The 15,701-nt window shown below is 71.1% G+C and carries 17 protein-coding genes; 10 read left to right on the top strand and 7 right to left on the bottom strand.

The features are described 5' to 3' along the window. Complete coding sequence (locus H4696_RS43890; protein ID WP_169734843.1) at nucleotides 1-930, bottom strand: carbohydrate ABC transporter permease; 930 nt, start codon at nucleotides 928-930, stop codon at nucleotides 1-3. A gap of 134 nt (nucleotides 931-1,064) precedes the next feature. Between H4696_RS43890 and H4696_RS43885 the strand changes: the two genes are divergently transcribed. Both H4696_RS43885 and H4696_RS43880 read left to right on the top strand, forming a co-directional pair. Then, a complete protein-coding gene (locus tag H4696_RS43885; RefSeq protein WP_211299614.1) occupies nucleotides 1,065-2,051 on the top strand; it encodes a LacI family DNA-binding transcriptional regulator in 987 nt (328 codons plus the stop codon). A 199-nt stretch (nucleotides 2,052-2,250) separates the two neighbouring features. Beyond that, the gene (locus H4696_RS43880; protein ID WP_086856983.1) at nucleotides 2,251-2,433 is read left to right on the top strand and encodes a hypothetical protein; all 183 of its coding nucleotides are present in this window, start codon (nucleotides 2,251-2,253) and stop codon (nucleotides 2,431-2,433) included. Here H4696_RS43880 and H4696_RS43875 read toward each other — a convergent pair. Beyond that, nucleotides 2,411-3,043: a DsbA family oxidoreductase gene (locus H4696_RS43875; protein WP_086856990.1), complete on the bottom strand. Its 633-nt coding sequence runs from the start codon at nucleotides 3,041-3,043 to the stop codon at nucleotides 2,411-2,413. The two genes, H4696_RS43880 and H4696_RS43875, sit on opposite strands and share 23 nt — an antisense overlap. Before the next feature lie 86 nt (nucleotides 3,044-3,129). Between H4696_RS43875 and H4696_RS43870 the strand changes: the two genes are divergently transcribed. Together H4696_RS43870 and bdeA are read left to right on the top strand one after the other, a co-directional pair. After that, nucleotides 3,130-3,729: a QsdR family transcriptional regulator gene (locus tag H4696_RS43870; protein WP_086856991.1), complete on the top strand. Its 600-nt coding sequence runs from the start codon at nucleotides 3,130-3,132 to the stop codon at nucleotides 3,727-3,729. A gap of 546 nt (nucleotides 3,730-4,275) precedes the next feature. Next, nucleotides 4,276-5,205 (top strand): bis(hydroxyethyl) terephthalate hydrolase, encoded by a 930-nt coding sequence (bdeA, locus tag H4696_RS43865; protein ID WP_086856984.1) that lies wholly within the window; start codon nucleotides 4,276-4,278, stop codon nucleotides 5,203-5,205. Nucleotides 5,206-5,306: 101 nt separating this feature from the next. Here bdeA and H4696_RS43860 read toward each other — a convergent pair whose 3' ends face one another. Further along, nucleotides 5,307-6,284: an NAD(P)-dependent alcohol dehydrogenase gene (locus H4696_RS43860; protein WP_086856985.1), complete on the bottom strand. Its 978-nt coding sequence runs from the start codon at nucleotides 6,282-6,284 to the stop codon at nucleotides 5,307-5,309. Nucleotides 6,285-6,375: 91 nt separating this feature from the next. On the opposite strand from H4696_RS43860, the gene H4696_RS43855 reads away from it, so the two are divergent. Both H4696_RS43855 and H4696_RS43850 read left to right on the top strand, forming a co-directional pair. Further along, entirely contained in the window at nucleotides 6,376-7,035 is a 660-nt protein-coding gene (locus H4696_RS43855) for a TetR/AcrR family transcriptional regulator C-terminal domain-containing protein (RefSeq protein ID WP_086856986.1), read from the top strand. A 45-nt stretch (nucleotides 7,036-7,080) separates the two neighbouring features. After that, nucleotides 7,081-8,088, top strand: a complete 1,008-nt coding sequence (locus H4696_RS43850) for an LLM class flavin-dependent oxidoreductase (protein ID WP_086856987.1) — start codon at nucleotides 7,081-7,083, stop codon at nucleotides 8,086-8,088. A 1-nt stretch (nucleotide 8,089) separates the two neighbouring features. Here H4696_RS43850 and H4696_RS43845 read toward each other — a convergent pair whose 3' ends face one another. The 3 genes from H4696_RS43845 to sigK all read right to left on the bottom strand — a co-directional run bounded on the left by H4696_RS43845 (nucleotide 8,090) and on the right by sigK (nucleotide 10,191). Then, nucleotides 8,090-8,761: a fasciclin domain-containing protein gene (locus tag H4696_RS43845; RefSeq protein ID WP_086856992.1), complete on the bottom strand. Its 672-nt coding sequence runs from the start codon at nucleotides 8,759-8,761 to the stop codon at nucleotides 8,090-8,092. A gap of 138 nt (nucleotides 8,762-8,899) precedes the next feature. Continuing rightward, entirely contained in the window at nucleotides 8,900-9,598 is a 699-nt protein-coding gene (locus H4696_RS43840; protein ID WP_192782856.1) for an anti-sigma factor, read from the bottom strand. Next, entirely contained in the window at nucleotides 9,595-10,191 is a 597-nt protein-coding gene (gene sigK / locus H4696_RS43835; RefSeq protein WP_086865679.1) for an ECF RNA polymerase sigma factor SigK, read from the bottom strand. The genes H4696_RS43840 and sigK overlap by 4 nt, the downstream gene beginning before the upstream one ends. A 376-nt stretch (nucleotides 10,192-10,567) precedes the next feature. On the opposite strand from sigK, the gene H4696_RS43830 reads away from it, so the two are divergent. Continuing rightward, nucleotides 10,568-10,981 carry an SsgA family sporulation/cell division regulator gene (locus H4696_RS43830; RefSeq protein ID WP_086865678.1) on the top strand — a complete coding sequence of 138 codons (414 nt, stop codon included), beginning with the start codon at nucleotides 10,568-10,570 and terminating at the stop codon, nucleotides 10,979-10,981. A 13-nt stretch (nucleotides 10,982-10,994) separates the two neighbouring features. Continuing rightward, nucleotides 10,995-12,434: an AMP-binding protein gene (locus tag H4696_RS43825; protein ID WP_192782855.1), complete on the top strand. Its 1,440-nt coding sequence runs from the start codon at nucleotides 10,995-10,997 to the stop codon at nucleotides 12,432-12,434. Here H4696_RS43825 and ilvD read toward each other — a convergent pair. Continuing rightward, nucleotides 12,335-14,026, bottom strand: a complete 1,692-nt coding sequence (gene ilvD / locus H4696_RS43820) for a dihydroxy-acid dehydratase (RefSeq protein ID WP_086858450.1) — start codon at nucleotides 14,024-14,026, stop codon at nucleotides 12,335-12,337. The genes H4696_RS43825 and ilvD overlap by 100 nt on opposite strands. 116 nt (nucleotides 14,027-14,142) lie before the next feature. On the opposite strand from ilvD, the gene H4696_RS43815 reads away from it, so the two are divergent. Next, entirely contained in the window at nucleotides 14,143-15,219 is a 1,077-nt protein-coding gene (locus H4696_RS43815) for an NAD(P)H-dependent amine dehydrogenase family protein (protein ID WP_086858451.1), read from the top strand. Next, complete coding sequence (locus H4696_RS43810) at nucleotides 15,216-15,701, top strand: carboxymuconolactone decarboxylase family protein (protein ID WP_086858452.1); 486 nt, start codon at nucleotides 15,216-15,218, stop codon at nucleotides 15,699-15,701. The genes H4696_RS43815 and H4696_RS43810 overlap by 4 nt, the downstream gene beginning before the upstream one ends.

Genomic DNA, 15,701 nt, shown 5'->3' with positions numbered 1-15,701 from the left:
TCACATCCCCTTCCGGGTCCCGCGCAGCTGCACGACGTAGGCGATGACCGCGGTGATCACGCCCATCACGATCGCGACCGTGGCGGAGTAGTTGTACTGCTGGCCGGCGAAGGAGAGGTTGTAGGCGTACATGTTCGGCGTGTAGAACGTGCCGATCACGTTCGGCACCAGGTTGCGCATGATGTTCGGCTCGTTGAACAGCTGGAAGCTGCCGATGATCGAGAAGATCGTCGCGATCACGATGGCACCGCGGATCGCGGGGAGCTTGACGGAGAAGATCGTGCGGAACGTCCCGGCGCCGTCGATCGCGGCGGCTTCGAACAGCTCCTTGGGGATCACCTTCAGCGCCGAGTAGAAGATGAGCATGTTGTAGCCGACGAACTCCCAGGTCACGACGTTGCCGATCGAGGTGAGCAGCCAGTTCTGGGAGAGCGGCTTCACGGCGTCGGTGCCCAGCAGGTGGTTGAGGTCCGCGGCGAGTCCGAAGTGGTCGCCGTAGATGAAGCCCCACATCAGCGCGGCGACCACGGCGGGCACCGCGTACGGCAGGAAGATCACGATCCGGAAGAACCCGGCGGCGTGCAGCCGGGCGCTGTCGATCGCCAGCGCCGCGACCAGCGCGAGCAGCAGCATGATCGGCACCTGCACGGCGAGGAACACCAGCACCCGCTGGAAGGACTCCCAGAACTTCGGGTCGGCGAGCACCTGCGCGTAGTTGTCGGCGCCCACGAAGACCGTGCCGCCGAAGAAGGCCTGGTCGCGGAAGAGGCTGAGGACGAAGGCGTAGACGACCGGCGCGATGAACGTCAGCGCGAACACCAGCATGAAGGGGGCGACGAAGAGCCAGCCACGCCAGTTGCGCCGCCGACGGCGGGCCGACGGCGCCGGGCGAGCCGGTGCCGCGACGGGCGGTGCCGCTGTGGACGTCATCGTCCCTCCGGATTTTCGTACCGATGTTTACGTCAACATTTCCGCGCCGAAGGGTAACGTGTTGACGTAAACATGTCCAGATCGCTTCCGAGGAGACACCCGTGCCGGCTGCATCCCCCCGTCGTGGACCGTCGATGGCGGACGTTGCGCGCGAGGCTGGGGTCTCCGGCCAGACGGTGTCCCGGGTCGCGAACGGCAAGACCAATGTGGACGACGCGACCCGCGAACGCGTCCTCGCGGCGATGCGCCGGATCGGCTACCGGCCCAACAGCGCGGCCCGCGCGCTGCGCAACGGCAAGTTCCGCAGCATCGGCGTGATCATCTCGGCGCTCCCGACGTTCGGCAACAGCCGCACCCTCGACGCGATCGCGGCGGCCGTCGTCGCGCAGGGGTTCTCGATCATCCTGATGCCGGTGACGCGGCCGACGCAGGGTGAGGTGACGGGCGCGTTCAGCAAGCTGAACGAGCAGGCGGTCGACGGCGTGATCATCCTGATCGAGCAGCACCAGCTCGACCAGAGCGAAATCGAGCTGCCGCACGGGCTCCCGGTGGTCGTGATCGACTCGAGCGCGCGCTACGACTACCCGGTCGTCGACACCGACCAGGCCGACGGCGCCGCGACGGCGACCCGGCACCTGCTTTCGCTGGGGCACGCCACGGTGTGGCACATCGCGGGGCCGCCGCAGTCCTATTCGGCCGAACGGCGCCGGAAGTCCTGGCAGTCCACATTGGAGCTCGCGGGCGCTCCCGTCCCCCCGGTGCTGACCGGCGACTGGTCGCCTTCGTCGGGGTACGAGGCGGGCTTGACCCTGGCGGCCGACCCGGCGGTGACGGCGGTGTTCGCGGCGAACGACCAGATGGCACTGGGCCTGCTGCGGGCGCTGCACGAGGCGGGCCGGTCGGTGCCGGGCGAGGTGAGCGTGGTCGGCTTCGACGACATGGAGGAGTCGGCGCACTTCTGGCCCCCACTGACGACGATCCGCCAGTCGTTCGAAGCGGTCGGCCGGCACGCGGTGGCGGCGTTGCTGACGGAGATCGAGACGGGGGCGGAGGCGGGGGAACCGGTGAGCGTCCCGACGGAACTGGTCCTGCGCTCCAGCACGGCGGCTCCCCCGTCCTGACGGGGTCCGGCCCGGTTCCCCCGGCGGAATTGTCGGTGCCTGCCGGTAGCGTGGAAAACGGGGGGCGCCCCCAGCGGCGGTTTCTGTTTCAGCGCGCGGGAGCCGGGGCATTACTGGCCGGCGGGCCGGGACCACCGGCACCGCGAACGCCGCAATGGCATGGACCATTCGGCGTCATCCCCACCGAAACGAGGCCGTCATGCTCGCCATTCTCGCCGCCGTGCTCTTCGGGCTCGCCCTGCTGATGGAGCTGGCCGGGTTCGGGCTCGGCCCGGTCGTCACGACCGGGACGCTGACCACCGCCGGGTTGCTGTGCGTCGCCCTGCACCTGGCCGGGGTCGCCACCGACCGGTCGCGGTTCACCCGGCGGCGGCGCCGCTGACCTCCGCCGCGCGCGTCAGCACCTGCGCGAACACCTCGGCCGACTGGGCGCCGGAGACGCCGAAGCGCTGGTCGACCACGAAGAACGGGACGCCGGACGCGCCGAGCGCGCGGGCCTGCTCGCCGTCCGCCGCGACTTCGGCTTCGTAGGCGTCGGATTCGAGCACGGCCCGCGCCTCCTCGGCGTCGAGTCCCGCTTCGGCGGCCAGCTCCACCAGCGAATCGCGGTCGAACAGCGACCGGCGCTCGGTGAAGTGCGCCCGGTAGAACCGGTCGACGACGGCGTCGGCCAGGCCGCGGTCGGCGGCGAGGTGGACCAGGCGGTGGCCGTCGACGGTGTTGCCCATGTGGACGCCGTCGAGGTGGTACTCGAGACCGTCGGCGGCCGCGCGCTCTTCCATCTGCGCTTCCATCGCGTCGGCTTCTTCCAGTGTGCGGCCGTACTTTTCGGCCAGCACCTCACGCGTCGGCCGCGAAGTCCCGCGCGGGAACGACGGGTCGAGCTGGAACGAGTGGTGCACCACCTCGACGTCGACGCCGAGTTCGGCGACCGCCTGCTCGAAGCGGCGTTTGCCGAGATAGCACCAGGGACAGACGAGATCGGACCAGATGTCTACGCGCACGAAACCAAGCTAACCGAAGGGGCGCCGCGCACTTCAAGGTAACCGGCGGCGACCTGCGGGATAGGGTGGGCCCGGTGACCGTCTCGACCGACGACATCGTCCGGCACGCCGCGCGGCTGCTGTTCGCCGGCACCCGCCTCGACCTCGGCCGGATGGCGACCGAACTGGGGATCTCGCGCACCACGTTCTTCCGCCGCGTCGGCAACCGCGAGGACCTCATGGGCGCGGGGCTGCGCCTGCTGTCCGACCGCACCTGGCAGCGGTCGCTCGACGGCTGGCGCGCCACCCACGGCGACGCGGTCCGCACGCCGGAGGGCCGGTTGCGCTGCCTGTGGGTCATGGAGGAGTACCGCCGCCAGGTCGCGGCCAACGACGGCATGCGCAAGCTGTTCGAGGCGGAGTCGACGGTCGCGCTGCGGGTGCTGACCGACCCGCGCGGGGCGGTCCAGCCGGCACTGGTCGACCAGCACGTGGAGCTGTTCCGCGCCGACGCCGAGGCGGCCGGGCTGACGCCGCTGGTCGGGCTGCCGGACCTGGCGTTCGCGGTGGTGCGGCTCGGCGAGTCGTTCCTGTACTCGGACGTGCTGGCCGCGCGCACGGTGGAGCTGACCGTGGCGACGACCCTGCTGGACACGCTCGTCCGCGGCGCTTTGGAGCCGGGCGCCGCCCGCTGAGCCACCACCCCGCACGTCATGAACGAGTCGTTCACCGCGCCGGACGTCAGGGCCCCGGCAAGGTCGCGTTGGTGCAGCCCGCAGCGGTGCGCCAGCGTCTTGAATGACTCATTCAGGACCTCCGAAGACCTGAATGAGTCATTCAAGACGTCGGGTGAGCGGGTCACCGGCGGCAGAGTGGCCCGGCCGCGTGACTTTGCCGGGACCCCGGCGCCGGACGTCATGAACGACTCGTTCATGACATGCGGGCGGCCCGATCGGCTGCGCTGACCTGACCCCGCACGGGCGGCTGGGTCGAGCGCTCAACTTTTTGTCACGTGCGTGAGTGCGGGCCGGTCCGACTCACTGAGCGACCGCCCAGTCCGTCAACCACTCACCCGTTCGGCCGTTGTGGAACATTTGGCCGAAGTGTTTCATAAGGCGACCGGAAAGCGGTTACCCCGCACCCGGCTCGCGGCACGCTCTTCGTTGCCGTGCAACGGTTCCATCGGTCCGCCCGTCCGTTTCCGGGCCCGCTTTCGCCTGCCCGGGGAAAGAGAGCGATCCATGTCCGTACTCACCAGCCCGCCGACGTCGTCAGGCCCGGGTGAGAAAATTTCCCGCCGCCGCCCGTGGCGCGCCAAGGCCGCCGGGGTCATCGCCGCCGCGCTGGCGGTGACCACCGCGGTCGCCTCGCCGGCACCCGCCGCCGACAACCCCTACGAACGCGGGCCCGACCCGACCACGGCCAGCATCGAGGCCGGCCGGGGCAGCTTCGCGACCAGCACCATCACCGTTTCGAGGCTGGCCGTCACCGGCTTCGGCGGCGGCACCATCTACTACCCGACGAGCACGACCGCCGGCACGTTCGGCGCGGTCTCGATCGCGCCCGGCTTCACCGCCACGCAGTCGAGCATGGCCTGGCTGGGCCCGCGCCTGGCGTCCCAGGGCTTCGTGGTGTTCACCATCGACACCCTCACCACCAGCGACCAGCCCGACAGCCGGGGCAGGCAGCTGCTGGCCTCGCTCGACTACCTCACCCAGCAGAGCGCGGTCCGGTCCCGCATCGACAGCAGCAGGCTCGGCGTCGTCGGGCACTCGATGGGCGGCGGCGGCACGCTCGAAGCGGCGCGCTCCCGGCCGTCGTTGCAGGCCGCCGTCCCGCTGACCGCCTGGAACCTGACGAAGACCTGGTCGACGGTAAGCGTGCCGACCCTGGTCGTCGGGGCCGAGGCGGACACCATCGCGCCGGTGGCGACGCACTCGATCCCGTTCTACACCAGCCTTTCGTCCACTTTGGACAAGGCGTACCTCGAACTGCGCGGCGCCAGCCACTTCGCGCCCAACTCGTCGAACACGACGATCGCGAAGTACACGCTGTCCTGGCTCAAGCGGTTCATCGACAACGACACCCGCTACGAGCAGTTCCTCTGCCCGATCCCGGGCACCAGCCTGTCCATTTCGGACTACCGGGGCAACTGCCCGCACCACGGCTGACGGCGGCCGCCGGGCCCGCGGTCAGCGTTCCGCGGGCTCGGCGGTGCAGGCCACCAGCCGCTGACCCGGGCGCGTCTCGACGGCGCGGCGCACGTGCGCGATCACCGCGCTCCGAGACTGACGGCGACCTTTCCCCTGGTGTGCCCGGCTTCCTGGTAGGCGAACGCGGCACGCAGGTCGTCGAACGGGTAGGTCCGGTCGATGACCGGCGTGAGCGCGCCGGACTCGGCGAACGCGGTCAGCTCGCCCAGGACCGCCGGCTTGTCCGGGCAGGCCACCGCGTCGGCGAGCACGACCCGCCGTCGCGCGAACGGACCGGCGGCCAGCGCGGCGAAGACGTGCCCCGCGGGCTGCAGCCAGCGCCCGGCCGGGCCGCCGACGGCGACGAACGTGCCGCCGCGCTCGAGGATCCGACGGCAGGCGAACACCGACCGGCCGCCGGCGATGTCCAGCACGAAGTCGTAGCGGCGGCCGCCGCGCGTGAAGTCCCCGGTCCGGTAGTCGACGACGTGCCCGGCACCGAGCGAGCGCACCAGGTTGGCGTTGGCCGCGCCGCACACGGCGTCGACGTGCGCGCCGAGCGCCTTGGCCAACTGGACGGCGAAGGTGCCGACACCCCCGGAGGCGCCGTTGACGAGGACCCGCTGTCCCGGCGTCACACCACGCAGCGCGAGCAGCGCGGTGACGGCCGCCATCGGCATCGTCGCGGCCTGCTCGTGCGACAGGTTCGCCGGCATCGGCGCCAGCAGGTCTTCGGGCACGCAGACGTACTCGGCGTGGGCGCCGCGCGGCAGCAGCGCGTAGACGTCGTCGCCGGGCGCGAACCGCGTCCCGGCGGTCTCGACCCGGCCGGCCAGGTCGCAGCCGAGGACGCCGGCGGGTGGGCGGCGGAGCCCGAAGCCGCCGGTCATCAGGCGGGCCACGTAGGGCTCGCCTCTCAGGAAGTGCCAGTCGTACGGGTTGACCGAGGTGGCGCGCACCCGGACCAGGACCTCGCCTTCCGCCGGTACCGGATCGGGCACGTCTTCCCAGGTCAGACTGTCGGGCGGGCCGTACACACGCTGGACGAGGGCCTTCATCGCGTCTCCCTTACGTTGTAAGTCTTACGCCGTAAGGTAGCTCCGGAACCGCGCACGGGTCAAGGGAGCCTTACGTTGTACGATCTTGGGCGTGTCCACCGAAGCCCGCGTCCCGCTGAGCCGGGAGCGCGTCCTGCGCACGGCTGTCGCGCTCGCCGACGAGCACGGCCTGCCCGCGGTGACGATGCGCCGGCTCGCGGACGAGCTCGGCGCCGAGGCGATGTCGCTCTACTACCACGTGGCCAAGAAGGAAGACGTGCTCGACGGGATCGTCGACGTCGTGGCCCAGGAGATCAACGAGGCGGTCGCCCGCCTGGACAGCGGCCCGGACTGGAAGCAGACGGCCCGGCGGCGCATCCTCGCCGCCCGCGAGGTGTTCCTCCGCCACCGCTGGGCCCCCGAGCTGTTCGGGACGCGGTCGTCGACGAGCCTCGCGGTGCTGAAGTACTACGACAGCCTGGTCGCCTTGATGCGCGAAGGCGGCTTCTCGCACGACCGGATCCACCACGCGCTGCACGCGCTCGGCAGCCGGGCGCTGGGGTTCAGCCAGGAGCCGTTCGACCCCGGCCCGGGCGCGTCGGCCGAGGTCCCGGCGGAAGTGGTCGCGCAGCTGCCGAACCTGGTGGCCATGCTGAGCGAGATCGCCCACGACGACCCGGATTCGACGCTGGGCTGGTGCGACGACCAGGCGGAGTTCGAGTTCGGCCTGGACCTCGTCCTCGACGGCCTGGACCGGCTGCGCGAGCGGTAGTCCACCAGGTGGGACACCCCGGCTCACCGGAGCAGAATCGGCGGGGTGTCACGACCACTGCGGAAGCTCGGCTTCCTGACCATCGGCCTGTTCGACGCCGCCGACCCGCGCCGGGGCCACGAGTCGACCCTCGAGATCATCGAGCTGGGCGAGCGGCTCGGGTTCGACAGCGCCTGGGTGCGGCACCGCCACCTGCAGTACGGCATCTCGTCGCCGGTCGCGGTGCTCGCCGCCGCGTCGCAGCGGACCAGCCGGATTCACCTCGGCACCGCCGTCATCCCGCTCGGCTGGGAGAACCCGCTGCGCCTCGCCGAGGACCTCGCCACCGTCGACCTGCTCTCGGGCGGGCGGCTCAACCCCGGGATCAGCGTCGGGCCGCCGATGCGGTGGGACGACGTCAAGCAGGCCCTCTACCCGGACACCGCCGACGTCGAAGACTTCTCTTACGACCGGGTGGAACGGCTGCTCGGGTTCGTGCGCGGCAAGCCGGCCACCGGCTTCAGCGGCACGCAGGGGTTCGAGGTGTTCTCCGACCGCGTCCAGCCGCAGGCGCCCGGACTCGGCGACCGCATGTGGTACGGCGGCGCGAGCCTGCGCTCGGCCGAGTGGGCCGGCCGGCACGCGATGAACTTCCTGACCAGCAGCGTGGTCAAGGCCGAAGGCGACAGCACGGACTTCGCGGAAATCCAGCTGGCGCACATCAAGGCGTTCCGGGCCTGCCACCCGGACGGCGAGGCCGCCCGGGTCTCGCAGGGCCTGGTCGTGATCCCGACCGACAGCGCGACGCCGGAGCAGCGCGCGAAATACGAAGAATACGCGCGGAAACGGCTGCCGCGCACGGCGGAACCGCAGGGCCCGGCCCGGATGCTTTTCTCCCCCGATTTCGTGGGAACGTCGGCGGAAATCGCCGAACGGCTCCACGCGCACAAGGCGTTCCGCGAAGTCGACGAGGTGGCTTTCGCCCTGCCGTTCACCTTCGACCACGAAGACTACGTGCAGATCCTCACCGACATCGCGGAACGCCTCGGCCCGGCACTGGGCCGGAATTCCTGAATTACTTGTTGGTGCCCGGGGTCAGCACCTTGTCGATCACGAAGACCGTGGCGTTCTTCGTGGGGATGTTGCCGCACAGGATCTTCGCGCCGTTGACGGTCATGTTCTCGCCCGAGCCCTCGATCTTCAGCGGGCCGCCGGCGGCGTTGAGCGAATCCAGCGAACCCGCGGACGCGAGCCCCTTGGCGTCGTAACGCTTGCCCACGACGTGGTACTGCAGGATCGGCGACAGCTCGGCCGGCTTGCCCGCCAGCTCGTTGAACTTCGCGTCACCCAGCGCGGCGAACGCCGGGTCCGCCGGCGCGAACACCGTGATCGCCGGAGCACTGTTGAGCGTGTCGACCAGGTTGGTGGCCTTGACCGCCGCCACCAGCTTGGTCAGCAACGGGTTCGTCGACGCGGCCGAGGCGACCGGCTGCGGGCCCATCGAGTCCAGCGAACCGGGCGCGGAACCCTGCGGCAGCTGGGAACACGCCGGACCGAACACGTCGGCGTTGGTCGTCACGCCATCGCTCGAACCGGAGGCCATGCTGGAAGACGGCGCGGCCATCGACGACGACGGAGCCGGGGCGCTGGAGCTGCCCGACGAAGCCGTGTCGCTGCTGCTGCACGCGGTCAGCGAAAGGGCGGCGACAGCGGCGAAGCCGATTCCGGCGACACGAAGCTTGGTCACGAAAATCACTCCTACAATCAGCTTAGAACTTCTTCTTGACGGGGATTCGGAACTACTCGGAAAGCGGATTGGCACTCGATCGGGTGATCCGGATCACTGCCATGCGAAAACCCTTCGACGTATTTCATCCGCTAATGGTCACGTCAGGTCGATCCGGGTGACCGCCGGTGTCGTCGGGCCGGCGGAACCGCCCGCGGGCTCGACGGTGATCCCGATCCGGTCGACGCCCGCCGGCAAGGCGGTCGCCATGGGCCGCATGCGGTCCGGCGACTCCGGCTGCATCAGGCCGGCCGAGTGCGCGCCGCCCTTGCCGATCAGCCACACCTGGTAGACGTGCGCCGCGTCGAGGGCGGGCAGCCCGGACGCGAGAAGCACGGCCTGGTTGCGGCTGCGGGAAACCACCAGCGTCGCGCTGCCCTGGCCGGAGCTCTGGATCGCCGTGGCGTCCGGGGCGGCCAGCACCGGATCGGCCTTCTGCTGCGGGACGGTGGTGGTCTGCACGCCGGCCACGACCACCGCCACCACAGCTGCCGCGGCGGCGCCGAACAGCGCGACGCGCAGCTGCCACGTCTTGGCGCGGCTGAGCTTGCGCACGACGGGCACCCTCGGCGGCAGCTGGCGCGTGCGGGCCACGTCGGCGAGCACCACCAGCTTCAGCTCCGGCGGCGCCGCCACTTCGGCGGCCACGCCGAGCCGGGCGCCGGTCGCGCGCAGTTCCTCGACTTCCTGGCGGCAGGCGGAGCACTCCCCGAGGTGCCGTTCGAACTCGGCCCGGTCCACATCGGACACGGCGTCGAGCGCGTAGGCCCCGGTCAGCGTGTGCAGCTCGGCGGTCATCGGTCCACCCCCAGGCAGTCACGCAGCCGGATCAGGCCGTCGCGGATCCGGGTCTTCACGGTCCCCGGCGCCACCTTCAGCACCTCGGCGACCTCGGGGTAGGTGTAGCCGTTGTAGTACGCGAGCACGATGGACTCGCGCTGCAGCTCGGTCAGCGCGGACAGGCACTGCCGCACCCGCTGCTGGTCCAGCCCGGCCAAAGTGGACTCGGTGACCTCGTCGAACGGCCGCCGCACGTCCATCCGCCCGGCCCGGTCTTCCCGGTCGAGCCCGGCCTGGTGCGAGCGCACGCGGTCGACGGCCCGGCGGTGCGCGATCGTCAGCACCCACGAAAGCGCGCTTCCGCGCTCCGGGACGTACCTCGCGGCCTTGCGCCACACCTCCACCAGCACCTCCTGAGCCACTTCCTCGGCTTGCGCGTGGTTGCGCAGCACGCGCGTCACCAGCCCGAGCACCGGACCGGCGACGATGTCGTAGAGCGACGAGAACGCCGTCTCGTCCCCCGCCGCCACCCGCCGCAGCAGTTCTTCGGCACCCGGCGCGGGCGCCGGCGTTTCGCCCGGATGCAGCCGTAGCCGTCCACGCTCACCCATGTCCGGCAACCTCCACGTCACCCACCACGCCCTCCGGCCTCGACAGGAGTTCGCGGCCGCACGGCGGCGCGGACTGGTGGGCAGTGGTCCTTCCCACCCGGAAGGCCCAATTCGGGGGCGCCGACCCATCCGGCGGCGGGGCGGCTCCGAAAGCTCGGGACGCGAAGTTCTTGGCGGGCTCAGACCCCGAGGGCACCACAGCACCGGCCCATCACACTGCGTGAGGAACTGCCCGTTAGGCCACGCCGCCAGTGACCTCCGACACTTCTTGATCACCCCGAAGTGTGAAAGTTTTTCGGAACGCTGGGCGTTGAACTCACTATGCGTTATCCAGGGAACGAGCCCAAGTTAACCGACGAGTAGCAAAGGCGGTCCGATGAGCGACCCGCACAGCGTGACCAGCGCCCGCATCGACTTCGCCCTGCGGACCTTCGGGGCCGGGCCGCGGCCGGTGCCCGCCGAGCTGGAGTACGACACCCGGGATCCCTACGCGGTCGCCGTGGTGCTGCACGCCGGGCCGAGCGCGGTCCGGTGGCTGTTCGGCCGCGATCTGCTGGCCGACGGCCTGCTCGCCCGCTGCGGCGACGGGGACGTCCGGATCGGGCCCGGCAGCGACCCCGCGCTGGTCGTCGTCGAACTGAACTCCCCCGACGGCGCCGCCGTGCTCGAGGCGCCCGCGAAGGAGATCGCCGCCTTCCTGGACCGGACCTACGACGTCACCCCGGCCGGCAGCGAGAGCGACTGGTTCGACTTCGACACCGAGCTGGAAAAACTCTCCTACCAGGACTGAGTACCGTCCCCGGGTGAGCTTCTTCCTGACGAAGGTCCTCGCCGCACTCGAGGACGGCGGTGACCGTCCGCTGTTCATCCAGACCGGCGTCACGACCTACCACCAGGCCCGCGACCGCCTCCGGCGGCTGCACGCGGGCCTCGGCGGGGCCGGGGTCGTCGCGGTCGACCTCCGCAACCGGCCGGAGACCGTCCTCGTCCAGCTCGCCGCCCTCCTGCGCGGCGCAACCGTCCTCCTGGTCCCGGCCTCCGCGCCGGACGGGCAGCGCTACCCGGGCGTGACCACCGTCGTCACCGACCGGCCGGACCACTGGCCCGGCGAAGACGTCCGCACCCTCGACGACCTCGATGGCGAGCCCGAGCCGCTCGACCCGCCGGAAACCGTCCGCCTCCTCTTCCCCACCGGCGGCACCACCGGCACCCCCAAGCTCATCCGCCACAGCGGCATCTACGACGGCATGGCGTACATCTTCGCGCCGTCGCCGGATGGCCCGGGCCGCACGCTGCTCGTCGCCCCGATGACGCACATGACCGGCAACGCCACCGTGCTCGGCGCGCTGCTGCGGCGCGACACCGTCGTGGTGCACGACGGCTTCGACGCCGGCGCGGTCCTCGCCGCGATCCAGGAGCACCGGATCGACACGCTCTCGCTGACCCCGCCCCGGCTGGCGGCGGTCCTCGACCACCCCGCGCGCGAGCACACCGACCTCACCAGCGTCCGCTCGCTCTCCCTCGGGGCCGCGCCGCTGCCGCCGCACCGGCTCGCGCAGGCCCTCGACGTGTTCGGGCCGGTCGTCGGCCAGGGGTACGGCCTCACCGAAGCCCCGATGATCGCGAGCATCTCCGCCGCCGAGCTGATCGACCGCCCGGACCGGCTGGGCTCGGTCGGCCGGATCGTGCCCGGCATGGAAGCCCGCCTCACCGCCGACGGCGAGGTCGAAGTGCGCGGACTGTCCATGATGGACGGTTACCTCGGCGGCCCGGACGTCGACGCCGGCTGGCTGCGCACCGGCGACCTCGGCCGCTTCGACGACGAGGGCTACCTGTACCTGCTCGACCGCGCGGACGACGTCGTCGTGGTCGGCGAGCACGGCACGAAGGTCCCCACGACCGTCGTCGAGCACGCCATCGCGGCGCACCCGGCGATCACGAGCGCGGCCGTCTTCGGCGTCCCCGGCCCGGACGGGCAGCTGCTGCACGCCGTCGTCGTGGCCACCCGGCCGGTCGGCGCCGAGGAGGTCCGGGCGCACGCGCGGGCGGCGTTCGGCCAGGAGCACTACGTCCCGGCCGGCGTGGACTTCGTCGGCGCGCTGCCGCTCACCGAGGTCGGCAAGGTCGACAAGCGCGCCCTCGTTCAGCTCGTGACGGCGCCGTCCGACGACGACTTGACCAGCTTGACGTACTTGCCGAGCACGCCTTCCGGGAACTTGTTCGGCAACGGCTCCCAGCCCTGACGGCGGGCCGCCAGCTCGGCCGCGTCGACCAGCAGGTCGATGCTGCGCGCCTTGATGTCGACGGCGATCCGGTCGCCGGTGCGGACGAACGCGATCGGGCCGCCGTCGACCGCCTCCGGGGCGACGTGGCCGATGCACAGGCCCGTGGTGCCGCCGGAGAACCGGCCGTCGGTCAGCAGGAGCACGTCGCGGCCGAGGCCGGCACCCTTGATCGCCGCGGTGATCGCGAGCATCTCCCGCATGCCCGGGCCACCCTTGGGACCCTCGTAGCGGATGACGACGACGTCGCCCGCCTCGATCCGGCCCTCGTTCAGCGCCGCCATCGCCTCCTGCTCGCGTTCGAACACGCGCGCCGGGCCCTCGAAGTTCGCGGTGTCGAAACCCGCGGACTTCACGACCGCGCCCTCGGGCGCGAGCGAGCCGCGCAGGATGGTGATGCCGCCGGTCGGGTGCAGCGGGTTGTCCAGCCGGCGCAGGACTTCGCCGTCGATCGGGTCGGGGTCCAGCTCGGCGAGGTTCTCCGCGACCGTCTTGCCGGTGACGGTCAGCGCGTCGCCGTGGATCAGCCCCTCGTCCAGCAACGCCTTCATCAGCACGGGGATGCCGCCGTGGCGGTCGATGTCCTGCATGACGTACTTCCCGAACGGCTTCAGGTCGCCCAGGTGCGGGACGCGGTCGCCGACGCGGTTGAAGTCGTCGAGGGTCAGCTCGACCTTCGCCTCGTGCGCGATGGCCAGCAGGTGCAGCACGGCGTTGGTCGAGCCGCCGAGCGCCATCACGACGGTGATGGCGTTCTCGAACGCCTCCCGCGTAAGGATGTCGCGCGCGGTGATGCCGCGTTCGAGCAGCCCGACCACGGCTTCACCCGAAAGGTGCGCGTAGTGGTCCCGGCGGCGGTCCGCGGACGGCGGCGCGGCCGAGCCCGGCATGCTCATCCCCATCGCCTCGGCCGCCGACGCCATCGTGTTCGCCGTGTACATGCCGCCGCAAGCACCCTCACCGGGGCAGATGGCGCGTTCGATGCGGTCCAGGTCGGCGGTTCCCAGCCGGCCCGCCCGGCACGCGCCGACCGCCTCGAAGGCGTCGATGATGCTGACGTCCTTCTCGGTGCCGTCGGTCAGCTTCACCCAGCCGGGGGCGATGGTGCCCGCGTAGAGGAACACCGACGCCAGGTCGAGGCGCGCCGCGGCCATCAGCATGCCCGGCAGCGACTTGTCGCAGCCTGCTAGGAGGATCGAGCCGTCGAGCCGCTCGGCCTGCATGACCGTCTCGACGGAGTCGGCGATGACCTCGCGCGAAACCAGCGAGAAGTGCATGCCGTCGTGGCCCATGGAGATGCCGTCGGAGACGGAGATCGTGCCGAACTGCAGCGGGTAGCCGCCGGCCGCGTGCACGCCTTCCTTCGACGCCTGCGCGAGCCGGTCCAGCGACAGGTTGCACGGCGTGATCTCGTTCCACGAACTGGCGACGCCGATGATCGGCTTGCGCCAGTCGCCGTCCCCCATCCCGACGGCGCGGAGCATGCCGCGCGCGGGCGCGGCCTCGATCCCGTCGGTCACCGTGCGGCTGCGGGGTTTCGGGTCGATCGTCATCGCGGGGCCCTCCGATACGACGTCCGGACGAACTGCATGCTACCAACGTCCCGCCGGTCCGCTGGCCGGAACGAATCCCTTCCCGCACTCGCGCGAACCGGCGAAAACTCGGGCGAATGATCGCCACAGTGGTGTGGGGCACGGGCAACGTCGGCCGTGCGGCAATCCGGGCCGTCGACGCCCATCCGGCGTTGGAGCTGACCGCGGTGCTCGTCCACGACCCGGCGAAGGTCGGCAAGGACGCGGGCGCGCTGGCCGGTGTCGGGGACCTCGGCGTCGCCGCGACCGATGACATCGACGCCGTGCTGGCCGCGGGGCCGCGGGCGATCGTCTACGCCGCTTCGGGCGACGTGCGGTTCGACGACGCGCTCGCCGACATCGTCCGGGCGGTCGGGACGGGCGCGGTCGTCGTGACCCCGGCGCTCTACCCGCTCTACGACCAGCGCAACGCGCCGCCGGAGCTGCGCGACCCGGTCCTCGCCGCGATCAAGGAGGGCGGCGGCTCGCTGTTCGTCTCCGGCGTCGACCCCGGCTGGGGCAACGACGTGCTGCCGCTGCTGATCAGCGGGCTCGGCACGGACGTCGACGGCATCCGCTGCCAGGAGATCTTCGACTACTCGACCTACGAGCAGCCCGATTCGGTCCGGTACCTGGTCGGCATGGGCCAGCCGATGGACTACGACCCGCCGATGCTGATGACCGGCGTGCCGTCGATGGTGTGGGGCGGGCAGGTCCGGCTGATCGCGCGCGGCCTCGGCGTCGAGGTGGACGAACTGCGCGAGACGCTCGACCGGCGGCCGCTCGAGGAAACCGTTTCCACGCGGACAATGGGTGACTTCGAAAAGGGCACGCAGGGCGCGGTGCGGTTCGAAGTGCAGGGCATCGTCGACGGCGAACCGCGGATCGTCATCGAGCACGTGACGCGGATCCACCCGTCGTGCGCGCCGGACTGGCCGACACCGCCGAGCGGGGACGGCGCCCACCGCGTGATCATCGAAGGCCGGCCGCGCATCGAAGTCACCGTCGAGGCGAACGACGAGGGCGAAAACCGTTCCGCGGGCGGCAATGCGACCGCCGTCGGCCGGCTCGTCGGCGCCATCGACTGGCTGGCCGCGGCGGAACCCGGCCTGTACGACGCACTCGACGTCCCGCTGCGCCCGGCAGCCGGCAAGCTCGGAAGGAGGCGCTCGTGAACATCGACATCCCCGAGGGCAAAGACCCGATCGGCTACGTGTGGGGCGAGATGGTGCCCGGCATCGGGATCGCCGCTTCGCAGTTCTCGCTGGCGGTGTACGAGCACACCACGCTGGGGCTGCGGGAGTTCGAGGCCGCGCGGCTGCGGATCGCGCAGATCAACGGCTGCGTCTTCTGCTTGGACTGGCGGACCGAGCGCGACGGCGTGAAGGTCGAGGAGGAGTTCGCCGACGCGGTTCTCGAGTGGCGCACGACGGACCGCTTCGACGAGCGCACACGGCTCGCGGCGGAGTACGCCGAGCGGTACACCCTGGACCACCACAACCTGGACGACGACTTCTGGAAGCGGATGGCCGCTTGCTACAGCCAGAAAGAGATCGTCGAGCTGAGCATGAGCCTGGGCGCGTGGCTGGCCTTCGGCCGCCTGAACCACGTCCTGGGCCTCGACGTCGTCTGCGTCCTGCCGTCCCACCGGTCGTGA

Source organism: Amycolatopsis lexingtonensis (genome assembly GCF_014873755.1).
GTDB classification, from domain to species: Bacteria; Actinomycetota; Actinomycetes; order Mycobacteriales; family Pseudonocardiaceae; genus Amycolatopsis; species Amycolatopsis lexingtonensis.
Note: the sequence above shows the minus strand (reverse complement) of the source record. Positions and strands in the feature narration are given on the sequence as shown.

What these genes read in the sequence shown, in the direction of transcription:
- ilvD (WP_086858450.1), bottom strand. Translation starts at nt 14,026, where the DNA reads ATGACGATCGACCCGAAACCCCGCAGCCGCACGGTGACCGACGGGATC.
- bdeA (WP_086856984.1), top strand. Translation starts at nt 4,276, where the DNA reads ATGTCCGTACTCACCAGCCCGCCGACGTCGTCAGGCCCGGGTGAGAAA.
- sigK (WP_086865679.1), bottom strand. Translation starts at nt 10,191, where the DNA reads ATGGGTGAGCGTGGACGGCTACGGCTGCATCCGGGCGAAACGCCGGCG.
- H4696_RS43860 (WP_086856985.1), bottom strand. Translation starts at nt 6,284, where the DNA reads ATGAAGGCCCTCGTCCAGCGTGTGTACGGCCCGCCCGACAGTCTGACC.
- H4696_RS43885 (WP_211299614.1), top strand. Translation starts at nt 1,065, where the DNA reads ATGGCGGACGTTGCGCGCGAGGCTGGGGTCTCCGGCCAGACGGTGTCC.
- H4696_RS43830 (WP_086865678.1), top strand. Translation starts at nt 10,568, where the DNA reads ATGAGCGACCCGCACAGCGTGACCAGCGCCCGCATCGACTTCGCCCTG.
- H4696_RS43880 (WP_086856983.1), top strand. Translation starts at nt 2,251, where the DNA reads ATGCTCGCCATTCTCGCCGCCGTGCTCTTCGGGCTCGCCCTGCTGATG.
- H4696_RS43890 (WP_169734843.1), bottom strand. Translation starts at nt 930, where the DNA reads ATGACGTCCACAGCGGCACCGCCCGTCGCGGCACCGGCTCGCCCGGCG.
- H4696_RS43840 (WP_192782856.1), bottom strand. Translation starts at nt 9,598, where the DNA reads ATGACCGCCGAGCTGCACACGCTGACCGGGGCCTACGCGCTCGACGCC.
- H4696_RS43815 (WP_086858451.1), top strand. Translation starts at nt 14,143, where the DNA reads ATGATCGCCACAGTGGTGTGGGGCACGGGCAACGTCGGCCGTGCGGCA.